This window comes from Mycobacterium sp. NGS68 (genome assembly GCF_059812195.1).
The window spans coordinates 1-12,030 of record NZ_JCALCE010000005.1 but is presented as its reverse complement, the minus strand read 5'-3'; the positions used below and the strand labels follow the sequence as shown (position 1 = coordinate 12,030).

The following is a 12,030-nucleotide window of genomic DNA, read 5'->3' as shown; positions in this document are numbered from 1 at the left end:
GGTGTGTCAGGACTCCTTGCTGGCCTGGGTCTCGGCGGCGGCGTCGGAGTCGTCCGTCTCGTCGGCGCCGTAGTCGGTGTCTTCGTCGGCGTCATAGTCGGCGTCGGCGAGTTCGTCGGGCAGGATCCGGTCGCGGATCGCCAGCTTCATCCAGGTGGTGACGACCCCGGGCGCGATCTCGAGGTCGACAGTGTCGTCGGCGACGTCGGTGATGGTGGCCTCCAAGCCGGACGTGGTGTGCACCCGGTCCCCCGGCCGCAGCGACTCGTGCAGGTCGATGGTTGCCTGCATCGCCCGCCGCTGGCGGCGGTTCGTAAACCACAGAAACCCGCCGATGAGGACCAGCATCGCGAGTGGAAAGGCCATACCTTGCATCGAAGCGCCTATCTTTCTTTTCGTATCGGTACTCGTTAACGGTCCAGTGTGCCCGCCCAGTCTGGCAGGCTGCCCACCCGGCTAGCGGCTAGGCTTTATTGGCGCGTGATGCGCGCCCTGTGCGGGGCTCTATTCATGGTTGCGGGCACGCCCGCAGTGAGGAGGATTTTGGTGGCCAGCCTCGAGCAGAGTCGTCATCTGGCCACCGAGATCCCGGGTCCCGCATCGCTGGAACTGACCAAACGCCGGGTCTCGGCGGTGTCGCACGGCGTGGGTATCACCATGCCGGTGTTCGTGACGCGTGCCGCCGGCGGAATCGTTGAGGACGTCGACGGAAACCGGCTGATCGACCTGGGCTCGGGCATCGCGGTCACCACGATCGGCAGTTCGTCGCCCCGCGTGGTCGACGCCGTCCGCGAGCAGGTCGCCGACTTCACCCACACCTGCTTCATGGTGACGCCGTACGAGGAGTATGTCGCCGTCGCCGAGGAGCTCAACCGGATCACCCCGGGCAGCGGCGAGAAGCGTTCGGTGCTGTTCAACTCCGGCGCCGAGGCCGTCGAGAACGCGATCAAGGTCGCCCGCGCGCACACCCGTAAGCCTGCGGTGGTGGCGTTCGACCACGCCTACCACGGCCGCACCAACATGGCGATGGCCCTGACCGCCAAGTCCATGCCGTACAAGAGCGGTTTCGGCCCGTTCGCGCCGGAGATCTACCGTGCTCCGCTGTCCTATCCCTATCGTGACGGCCTGATCGACAAGGAGATGGCGACCGACGGTGATCTGGCGGCGGCCCGGGCCATCAACGTCATCGAGAAGCAGGTCGGCGCCGACAACCTGGCCGCCGTCATCATCGAGCCGATCGCCGGCGAGGGCGGGTTCATCGTCCCGGCCCCCGGGTTCCTGGCCGGTCTGCTGTCCTGGTGCCGCGACAACGGCGTGGTGTTCGTCGCCGACGAGGTGCAGACCGGTTTCGCGCGCACCGGTGCGATGTTCGCCTGCGAACACGAGGATCTAGCGCCGGACGTGATCGTGACCGCCAAGGGCATCGCCGGCGGGTTGCCGCTGTCCGCGGTCACCGGCCGGGCCGAGATCATGGACGCCCCGCACACCAGCGGCCTGGGCGGGACGTTCGGCGGCAATCCGGTGGCGTGCGCCGCCGCGCTGGCCGCGATCGAGACCATCGAACGCGACGGCCTGATCGAGCGGGCGCAGGAGATCGAGCGGCTGATGATGGATCGACTGCTGCCCCTGCAGGCCGCCGACGACCGGATCGGCGACGTGCGCGGCCGCGGCGCGATGATCGCCATCGAGCTGGTGAAGTCCGGGACCGCCGACCCCGACCCCGACCTGACGTTCAAGCTGTCCACCGCGGCGCATGCGGCCGGTGTGATCGTGTTGACCTGCGGGATGTTCGGCAACATCATCCGGTTGCTGCCGCCGCTGACCATCAGCGACGAATTGCTGATCGAAGGTGTCGACGTCCTCGCCGGGCTGCTGGCGGACCTGTAACAGGCAGGCTGGGCGCCGCTGCGTACGGCGCCGCGCCGCGTCCCCACGAGTGTGGGGATATGGACGAAAACCGTCGAGGAAACGTGCATATCCCCCACACGCGACGCGACGAATGCCACGCCGCAGCCAGGCGGTGGTGCAATTCACAGTGGACTAGCAGCGCGGACCCTTGCGGGAATACCTTTAGCTTGGCTAACGTTCTATCTATCAGCGCAACGTTGCGCGAACCACCTAATTTTCATTGATCGCTAGGGACTGTCATGTCGACCTTTATTCAAGACGAGCGGCTCGAGCGCCGCATAGAAGAACTGACCACCAATGACCCGCAATTCGCCGCCGCCAGGCCGGACCCGGCCGTCGTCGAAGCCCTCGAGCAACCCGGGCTGCGCCTGCCGCAGATCATCCAGACCGTGCTCGACGGTTACGCCGACCGCCCGGCCCTGGGCCAGCGCGTCGTCGAATTCGTCCAGGACCCCAAGACCGGGCGCACGGTTTCCCAGCTGCTCCCCCGCTTCGAGACCGTCACCTACGGCGAGCTGAGCGAGCGCGTCGGCGCCCTGGCCCGCGCGCTGACCCACGACTCCGTGCGCGCCGGCGACCGCGTCGCCGTGCTGGGCTTCAACAGCGTCGACTTCACCACCATCGACGTCGCGCTGGCCAAGATCAGTGCCGTGTCGGTCCCGCTGCAGACCAGCGCGGCCGTCAGCGGCCTGCGCCCGATCGTCGAGGAGACCGAGCCGACCGTCGTCGCGGCGAGCGTGAACCAGCTGCCCGACGCCGTCGAGCTCATCTTGGGCGGCCACACGCCCGCCAAGCTCGTGGTGTTCGACTACCACCCCGAGGTCGACGACGAGCGCGAGGCTTTCGACGCCGCCGTCGCCGCGCTCGCCGACACCGCCGTCAGCGTCGAAACGCTGGCCGACGTGATCGAGCGCGGCAAGGGCCTGCCCGTCGAGCCGGTTGCCGAGCCCGCCGAAGCCAACCCGTTGGCGCTGCTGATCTACACCTCCGGCAGCACCGGCGCGCCCAAGGGCGCGATGTACCCGCAGAGCAACGTCGGCAAAATGTGGTGCCGGTCGAGCCGCAACTGGTTCGGCGAGTGCGCCGCGTCGATCACCCTCAACTTCATGCCGATGAGCCACGTCATGGGCCGCGGCATCCTCTACGGCACCCTCGGCAACGGCGGCACGGCGTACTTCGCGGCCCGCAGCGACCTCTCGACGCTGTTGGAGGACCTCGAGCTGGTGCGGCCCACCGAGCTGAACTTCGTGCCGCGCATCTGGGAGACGCTGTACGCCGAATACCAGCGGCAGGTCGACCGCGGCGGCAACGAGGCGGACGTGCTGGACGACGTGCGCCAGTACCTGCTGGGCGGGCGGTTCATCTTCGCGATGACGGGCTCGGCGCCGACGTCGCCGGAGCTCAAGGCGTGGGTGGAGTCCTTGCTGCAGATGCGCCTGCTGGACGGCTACGGCTCGACCGAGGCCGGGATGGTGCTGTTCGACGGCGAGATCCAGAGCCCGCCGGTAATCGACTACAAGCTGGACGACGTGCCGGACCTGGGCTACTACGCCACCGACCGGCCGCATCCGCGGGGCGAGCTGCTGCTCAAGACCGAGAACATGTTCCCCGGCTACTACAAGCGGCCCGAGGTGACCGCCGGCGTCTTCGACCCCGACGGCTACTACCGGACCGGCGACGTCGTCGCCGAGGTGGCGCCCGGCCGTCTGGTGTACGTCGACCGTCGCAACAACGTGCTCAAGCTGGCGCAGGGCGAGTTCGTCACCGTCGCCAAGCTGGAGGCGGTGTTCGGCAACAGCCCGCTGGTCCGCCAGATCTACGTCTACGGCAACAGCGCGCACCCCTACCTGCTGGCCGTTGTGGTGCCGACCGACGTGAACGCGTCGAAGTCGGAGATCGCCGACTCGCTGCAGGCCGTCGCCAAAGAGGCGGGTTTGCAGTCCTATGAGGTGCCGCGCGACTTCATCGTCGAGACCACGCCGTTCACCCTGGAAAACGGCCTGCTGACCGGCATCCGCAAGCTGGCGTGGCCGAAGCTCAAGCAGCACTACGGCGAACGGCTGGAACAGCTCTACGCCGACCTGGCCGCGGGCCAGGCCAACGAGCTGAGCGAGCTGCGTCAAAGCGGCGCCGACGCGCCGGTGCTGGACACGGTGAGCCGTGCCGCGGGTGCGCTGCTGGGCAGCGCCGCGAGCGACCTCTCGCCGGATGCGCACTTCACCGACCTGGGTGGAGACTCGTTGTCCGCGTTGACGTTCGGCAACCTGCTGCGCGAGATCTTCGACGTCGACGTGCCGGTGGGCGTGATCGTCAGCCCGGCCAACGATCTGGCGGCCGTCGCGGCCTACATCGAGGCCGAGCGGGGCGGCTCCAAGCGCCCGACGTTCGCTTCGGTTCACGGTCGGGACGCGGTCGAGGTGCACGCGAGCGACCTGACGCTGGACAAGTTCATCGACGCCGACACGCTGGCGGCCGCTGCTCAGCTGCCGCGGGCCGATGTCCAGGCGCGGACGGTCCTGCTGACCGGGTCGACCGGCTTCCTGGGTCGCTACCTGGCGCTGGACTGGCTGGAGCGGATGAGCCTGGTCGACGGCAAAGTGATCGCGCTGGTGCGGGCCAAGTCCGACGACGAGGCACGCGCGCGGCTGGACAAGACCTTCGACAGCGGAGACCCCAAGCTGTTGGCGCACTACCAGCGCCTGGCGGGGCATCTCGAGGTGCTGGCCGGCGACAAGGGCGAGGCCAACCTCGGCCTGGACGCCGTCACCTGGCAGCGGCTCGCCGACACGGTGGACCTGATCGTCGACCCCGCGGCGCTGGTCAACCACGTGCTGCCGTACAGCGAGCTGTTCGGCCCCAACGCGCTGGGCACCGCGGAGCTGATCCGAATCGCGTTGACGTCCAAGGTGAAACCGTTCACCTACGTGTCCACGATCGGCGTCGGCGACCAGATCGAGCCCGGCAAGTTCACCGAGGACGCCGACATCCGCGTCATCAGCGCGACGCGCCGGATCAACGACAGCTACGCCAACGGCTACGGCAACAGCAAGTGGGCCGGCGAGGTGCTGCTGCGCGAGGCGCACGACCTGTGCGGCCTGCCGGTCGCGGTGTTCCGCTGCGACATGATCCTGGCCGACACGACATGGGCGGGCCAGCTCAACGTGCCCGACATGTTCACCCGCATGATGCTGAGCCTGGTCGCCACCGGCGTCGCTCCCGGCTCGTTCTACGAACTGTCGGAGGACGGCGAGCGGCAGCGCGCCCACTATGACGGGCTGCCGGTGGAATTCATCGCCGAGGCGATATCGACGTTGGGTGCGCGGCGGGATGACGGGTACCAGACGTACCACGTGATGAACCCCTACGACGACGGCATCGGCATGGACGAGTTCGTCGACTGGCTGGTGCAGGACGGCTGCGCGATCCAGCGGATCGCCGACTACGGCGAGTGGCTGGCGCGGTTCGAGACCACGCTGCGCGGTCTGCCCGAGAAGCAGCGCAACGCGTCGTTGCTGCCGTTGCTGCACAACTACCAGAAGCCGGAGCGGCCGTTGCGCGGTTCGATGGCACCGACCGACCGGTTCCGGGCGGCGGTCCAGGACGCGAAAATCGGTGCGGACAAGGACATTCCGCACATCGGTCCGGCGATCATCGCCAAGTACGTCAGCGACCTGAGGTTGCTCGGCCTCCTCTAGCGCGGCCGTAGCGCGAGCAGACGCAAAAGCACCCATTTCAGCGTGGAAATGGGTGCTTTTGCGTCTGTTCGGCGCGGGGTATTCGGGTCCGTCCGTCGACCTAGCATCGAGGGTCACGTTCGCGAGCGAGACCCAGCCCTCACCGCAGGCTCGATCACTGCCCTGCTGCGACCTCGGATATTTGAAAATTCTTAGTAGCTACCCGAATTGGATGACGACGCCCCGCGATCCCGGTATCTTTTCCGCGCAAATTAGCCATTGGTCAGCTTGAGAACAGGAGTTTCGAGTTGTCGACGCAGGTAATTGCAGCACCGGAGATTTTGGCCGCCGCGGCGGACGACTTGAAAGGGATCGGGGAGGCGCTTCGAGCGGCCAGTAGGGCGGCGGCGCCGTCGACGACGGCGATCGCTCCCCTGGCCGCCGACGAGGTCTCGGCCGCCATCACGCGACTGTTCGCCGGCTACGCCCACGATTTTCAGGCGCTCCACGCGCGCACAGCGCTGTTTCACGGCAGCTTTGTCCATGCTTTGCTGGCCGGCGCCGGCTCGTATGCGGCGGCCGAGGCGGCCAATGTTTCACCGCTGCAATCCCTTGCGGAAAGCCTGGCGGTATTTTCCCCCGTCCGGGATCTGACGGGGCGGCCCCTGATCGGTAACGGCGCAGACGCGGTCGCCGGTAGCGGGCTCGCCGGCGGCGACGGCGGCTGGATCCTGGGCAACGGCGGCAACGGCGGGTCCGGTGCCGCCGGGCTGGCCGGCGGCGCCGGCGGGTCGGCGGGGCTCTGGGGCGCCGGCGGCCGCGGCGGCGACGGGGGGAACGCGACCGCGGCGGGTGCGGCCGGCGGCAAAGGCGGCGCCGGTGGGGCCAACGGCCTGATCGGCGGCGGCAACGGCGGTGCGGGCGGGGTCGGCGGCGCGGGTGCGGCCGGCGAGGCGCACACGGGGCAGGCCGGCGGGGCCGGCGGGGACGGCGGCGCGGGCGGGGCCAACCGGCAGCTGTTCTCGGTGTCCGGGACCGGTGGTGCTGGCGGGGTCGGCGGCGCTGGGGCCGACGGCGGTTCGGGAGCGACCGGACCGGCCGGCATGACGGGAACTACCGGCGGGGTCGGCGGTGGCGGCGGCGTGGGCGGTGTCGGCGGGGCCAACCAGGCGCTGCTCGGCGGCACCGGCGGCACCGGCGGCCAGGGCGGGTCCGGCGCGACGGGCGGCGAGGGCGGCGCCGGCGGCGACGCGACAGCCATCGGCGCCAAAGGCGGCGACGGCGGGACGGGCGGGGCCGGTGGTCATGCCGGCGCCGGCGGCGCCGGCGGCGCGGTGGGAGCGGCCACGAACGTCGTCGGCAGCGCGGGGGCCGCCGGCGCCAACGGCGTCGGCGGGACAGGCGGCGGCGGGGGCTCGGGCGGGACCGGAGGCACCGGGGTGTCGGGTCCGAGCGGCGCCGCGCCCACCGCGGGCGACGTGGGCGGTCTCGGCGGAACCGGCGGCAAGGGCGGTGCCGGCGGCGCCGGCATCAACGGCGTCGGCGGCGGTGCGGGCGGCAGCGGCGGGACTGGCGGCGTCGGTGGCACCGGCGGCACCGGCGGCGACAACACCGCCAGCACCGGCGGTGCCGGCGCTCAGGGCGGTAAGGGCGGCACGGGCGGTGCCGCGGGGGCGGCGGGCCACGGCACCGACGGTGGCGCCGACGGCAGCAACGGCGTCGGCGGCGTCGGCGGCCGAGGCGGCACCGGTGGCCAAGGCGGGACAGGCGACAACGGCACCTCCGGCCTGACGCCCACCGCGGGCCACCAGGGCGGCCAAGGCGGGACGGGCGGCCAAGGCGGCGACGGCGGCGCCGGGATCAACAACCAAGGCGGCGGCTCCGGCGGCCAGGGCGGCGTCGGCGGAATTGGCGGCTCCGGCGGCCAGGGCGGCACCAACACTGACACCGTCGCGGGCACTGGCGCCGATGGTGGCAAGGGTGGCACCGGCGGCACCGCGGGCGCGGCGGGCGTCGGCACCGACGGCGGGGCCGCCGGCAGCAGCGGCACCGGTGGCGTCGGCGGCCACGGCGGCACCGGCGGCAGGGGCGGCACCGGCATCAACGGCACCGACGACCCCACCGCCCCGACGCAGGGCCGCCAAGGCGGCCAAGGCGGGTCGGGCGGCCAAGGCGGCGACGGCGGCGCCGGCATCGACAACCAGGGCGGCGGCAAGGGCGGCCAGGGCGGCGTCGGGGGCAGCGGCGGCACCGGGGGCCTCGGCGGCACCAACACGGGCAACACCGGCGGCGACGGAGCGGACGGCGGTAAGGGCGGCACCGGCGGCACCGCCGGCGCGGCGGGCGTCGGCACCGACGGCGGGGCCACCGGCAGCATCGGCGCCGGAGGCACCGGCGGCCAGGGCGGCGCCGGCGGCCAAGGCGGCACCGGCATTGCCGGCAGCAGCGACCCGACCAATCCGATGCAGGGCCACCAGGGCGGCCGGGGTGGCGCGGGCGGCCAAGGCGGCGACGGCGGCACCGGCATCAACAACCAAGGCGGCGGCGCCGGCGGCAAGGGCGGCGCCGGCGGTGCCGGCGGCACGGGCGGCGTCGGCGGTTCCAACACCGGCAACCTCGGCGGGGACGCCGCCGACGGCGGAAAGGGCGGCACCGGCGGCACCGCCGGCGCGGCGGGCGTCGGCACCGACGGCGGGGCCACCGGCAGCATCGGGGCCGGCGGCACCGGCGGCCAGGGCGGCGCCGGCGGCAAGGGCGGCACCGGCATCGCCGGCACCGACGACCCGACCAATCCGACGGCGGGCCATCAAGGGGGCCAGGGCGGCGCGGGCGGACAAGGCGGCGACGGCGGGGCAGGTATCGGCAGCCAAGGCGGTGGCAACGGCGGCAAGGGCGGCACCGGCGGCACCGGCGGCACGGGCGGCCTGGGCGGATCCAACACCGGCACCGCCATGCCGATCGCTGACGGCGCCCAAGGCGGCAAGGGTGGCACCGGCGGCACGGCCGGCGCGGCCGGAATCGGCACCGACGGCGGCGACGACGGCAGCATCGGCACCGGCGGCAGCGGCGGCCACGGCGGTAACGGCGGCAAGGGCGGCATCGGCCTCGCCGGCACCGACGACCCGACCAATCCGACGGGAGGCCACCAGGGCGGCCAGGGTGGCGCGGGCGGTCAGGGCGGCGACGGCGGTGCCGGCATCGGCGGCTCCGGCGGCGGCACCGGCGGGACGGGCGGTAACGGCGGAAGCGGCGGCGACGGCGGCGCGGGCGGCTCTAACACCGGCAACAGCGGCGGGGCGGGGACGAGCGGCGGCAAAGGCGGCACCGGCGGCACCGCGGGCGCGGCGGGCCTCGGCACCGACCTCGGCGCGGACGGGGCCGTCGGCACCGGCGGCACCGGCGGCCAGGGCGGCGCAGGCGGGGACGGGGGCACCGGCACTGCCGGCGTCACCTCGCTCACACCGACAGAAGGCGACAAGGGCGGTGCGGGCGGGTCCGGCGGGACGGGTGGCGACGGCGGCGCCGGCATCAACGGTGTCGGCGGTGGCGTCGGTGGCCAGGGCGGCACCGGCGGCGACGGCGGCGACGGCGGCCGCGGCGGCACAAATATGGGCAGCAGCATCTTCACCACCGCGAGCGCGCGCGGCGGCCAGGGCGGCACCGGCGGCGCCGGTGGAGGCGGCGGGGTGGCCGGTGCCGGCAACACCTTGGGCGGCCAGGGCGGCACCGGCGGAAACGGCGGCGGAGGCGGCGACGGCGGCGACTACGCTACGGGCTCCGCCTTAACCCTCGGATTCGGCGGCGGGGGCGGCGGAGGCGGCGCAGGTGGCAGCGGCGGTGACGGTGGAGGCGGCGGTGCCCTCGGAGGCCAGGGCGGCACCGGTGGTACCGGCGGCAGCGGCGGAACGTCCAGCAACAGCGGCTCCGGCGCATTCGGCGAAGGGGGCTCTGGCGGCACGGGTGGTGGCGGCGGCGCCGTTTCGGGCGGCGCCGGTGGCACGGGTGGTGGCGGCGGAGGCGGCGGGGCTGGAGGGGCCGCCGCCGGAGTTACCGCTGGCGGGGGCGCCGCCGGCGGGGGCGGCGGCGGAGGTGGGGCCGCCGGCGCAATCGGCGCCGTCGCCGGCGACGGCGGTGCCGGGGGCGGCGCCTCCAAGTCGACCGCGTCAGCCTCGGGTGGCGAGGGCGGCGTCGGGTCGTCCGGCGCTGCCGGGTGGGCTGGTATCGGTGGCGGTGGTGGCGGCGGCGCAGGCGCGACCACTATTAACAACAACCCCGTGGCCTTCGTCGGTGGAGACGGCGCAAATGGCATTCAGGGCGGCGTCGGCGGGCCGGGCGCCAACAACGGCGCCGATCAGAACAACGGCGGCTCCGGCGGCGGCACCTCCGGCATCGCGGGCCAGGGCGGAAAGGCTGGCAGCGCCGCCATGGGCCAGGCCAACGGCAGAGGCGGTGACGGCGAGTCCGGCTGACCGTCTGCTCGTCAAGTGATGTTCCTATGAGGTCTCTCTAATCGAAAGTGACTGCGACGGACCGGTTGTAAAGTTCTGCGCGCTTTGGATGTCCCATCACAACGAGGCAAGGGGTCCGAATGTCTTCTTATCTGTCCGCAGCACCGGAGACGCTGGCCGCAGCGGCCGGGGATTTGAGCCGTATCGGCGAGGCACTGCGGGCAGCCAGTGCGGCGGCGGCGCCCTCGACGACGACGATCACCCCTTTAGCCGCGGACGAGGTGTCGGCGACGGTGACGAGGTTGTTCGGCGGCTATGCGCGGGATTTTCAGGCGCTCAGCGCGCGAACCGCGCTGTTCCATTCCGGGTTTGTGCAGACGTTGCTTGCCGGAGCGGGGACATACGCGGGGGCTGAGGCCGCCAACACCTCCCTGCTGCACGTCCTGGTGCAGGCGGCCCAGGACCTGACGCTGTTTTCGCCCGTCGAGCTGTTGACCGGCCGTCCGCTGGTCGGCAACGGTGCCGACCGAGCCGCCGGCAGTGGGCTCGCCGGTGGGGACGGGGGCTGGATTCTGGGCGACGGCGGGGCCGGCGGGTCGGGTGCGGCGGGACAGACAGGCGGCGCGGGCGGGTCAGCGGGACTGTGGGGCGCCGGCGGTGCGGGCGGCGCCGGCGGGGATGCCATCACCGCGGGCGCAAACGGCGGCAACGGCGGCGCGGGCGGGGCCAACGGCCTGATCGGCGGCGGCAACGGCGGAGCCGGCGGCATCGGCGGGGCCGGCGCGGCCGGTGCGACCCCGACGGGCCAGGCCGGCGGAACCGGCGGCGACGGCGGCAACGGCGGGGCGGGTGGAGCGAACCGGCAGGTGGTGTCGGTGTCCGGGGCCGGCGGGACCGGCGGTGACGGCGGTATCGGCGGAGCGGGCGGTGTGGGCGCCGAGGGCGCGACGGGCGGCCCCGGGCAGGGCGGCGGCACCGGTGGGTCCGGCGGGACCGGCGGAGTCGGTGGGGCCAACCACGCATTACTCGGCGGCTCCGGCGGAACCGGCGGGGGTGGCGGTGTCGGTGGCGCGGGCGGCGTCGGCGGCGCCGGCGGCAGCGGCGGTAGCAGCGCAGACGTCGGCAAGGCCGGCGGTGACGGCGGGACCGGCGGGACCGGCGGTCACGCCGGTGTCGGGGGGGCGGGTGGCGCGACAGCGGCAACCAATTTCCTGGGCAGCGCCGGCGCGCACGGGGCCAACGGCACCGGCGGGACGGGCGGGGTCGGCGGCGCCGGCGGGACGGGCGGGACAGGCGCCAACGGCGCTTCCATCACTCCGCCCACCGGTGGTTGGCAGGGCGGACTGGGCGGGAACGGCGGCACGGGCGGTGCCGGAGGCGCCGGCATCGGCGGCGTCGGCGGCGGCGACGGCGGCAAGGGCGGCGCCGGCGGGGTCGGCGGCACCGGCGGGCAGGGCGCCCCCAACAGCAACGCCGTCGGTATCGGGACCTCAGGCGGTCAAGGCGGCACCGGCGGTAAGGGGGGCGCGGCCGGCGCCGGCACCGACGGCGGCGCCAACGGTGTCGGCGGCACCGGCGGCAGCGGCGGCTTTGGTGGCACCGGCGGCGAGGGCGCCCACGGTACGAGCGGTGTTACGCCCACCGCGGGCGGCGAGGCCGGCCAGGGCGGCGCCGGCGGTAAAGGCGGCGACGGCGGCGCCGGCATCGGCGGGGTCGGCGGCGGCGACGGCGGCAAGGGTGGCGTGGGCGGGGTCGGCGGCACCGGCGGTCAAGGTGGCACCAACACCGGCACCACCGGCGGGATGGGCTCCGACGGCGGCAAGGGCGGCACCGGTGGCACCGCCGGCGCGGCGGGCAGCGGCACCGACGGTGGCGCGGCAGGCAGCAACGGCACCGGCGGCAAAGGCGGCCTCGGCGGCGACGGCGGACGCGGTGGCACCGGCGCCAACGGCGTCGACGGCACCACGCTCGATCCGGGCAAGCCGGGCGGCCAGGGTGGC

General features: G+C 73.4%; 5 protein-coding genes. 4 read left to right on the top strand and 1 reads right to left on the bottom strand.

Going from position 1 to position 12,030, the window contains the following annotated elements:
• Nucleotides 1-6: 6 nt before the first annotated feature.
• Nucleotides 7-375, bottom strand: a complete 369-nt coding sequence (gene yajC, locus AC5Y5V_RS07825; protein WP_499932510.1) for a preprotein translocase subunit YajC — start codon at nucleotides 373-375, stop codon at nucleotides 7-9.
• A gap of 171 nt (nucleotides 376-546) precedes the next feature.
• Between yajC and gabT the strand changes: the two genes are divergently transcribed.
• The 4 genes from gabT to AC5Y5V_RS07805 all read left to right on the top strand — a co-directional run.
• On the top strand, nucleotides 547-1,887 hold the full coding sequence (gene gabT, locus AC5Y5V_RS07820) for a 4-aminobutyrate--2-oxoglutarate transaminase (RefSeq protein ID WP_499932508.1): 1,341 nt from the start codon (nucleotides 547-549) through the stop codon (nucleotides 1,885-1,887).
• Between the two features lie 260 nt (nucleotides 1,888-2,147).
• Nucleotides 2,148-5,603 (top strand): carboxylic acid reductase, encoded by a 3,456-nt coding sequence (car, locus tag AC5Y5V_RS07815; protein ID WP_499932506.1) that lies wholly within the window; start codon nucleotides 2,148-2,150, stop codon nucleotides 5,601-5,603.
• A 287-nt stretch (nucleotides 5,604-5,890) separates the two neighbouring features.
• Nucleotides 5,891-10,051, top strand: coding sequence for a PE family protein (locus AC5Y5V_RS07810; RefSeq protein ID WP_499932504.1), 4,161 nt, complete (start codon nucleotides 5,891-5,893; stop codon nucleotides 10,049-10,051).
• 119 nt (nucleotides 10,052-10,170) lie between these two features.
• A partial coding sequence (locus tag AC5Y5V_RS07805) for a PE family protein (protein ID WP_499932502.1) occupies nucleotides 10,171-12,030 on the top strand: 1,860 nt, incomplete at its 3' end.

Coding starts and splice junctions, on each gene's coding strand:
- yajC (WP_499932510.1), bottom strand. CDS start 375: ATGCAAGGTATGGCCTTTCCACTCGCGATGCTGGTCCTCATCGGCGGG.
- car (WP_499932506.1), top strand. CDS start 2,148: ATGTCGACCTTTATTCAAGACGAGCGGCTCGAGCGCCGCATAGAAGAA.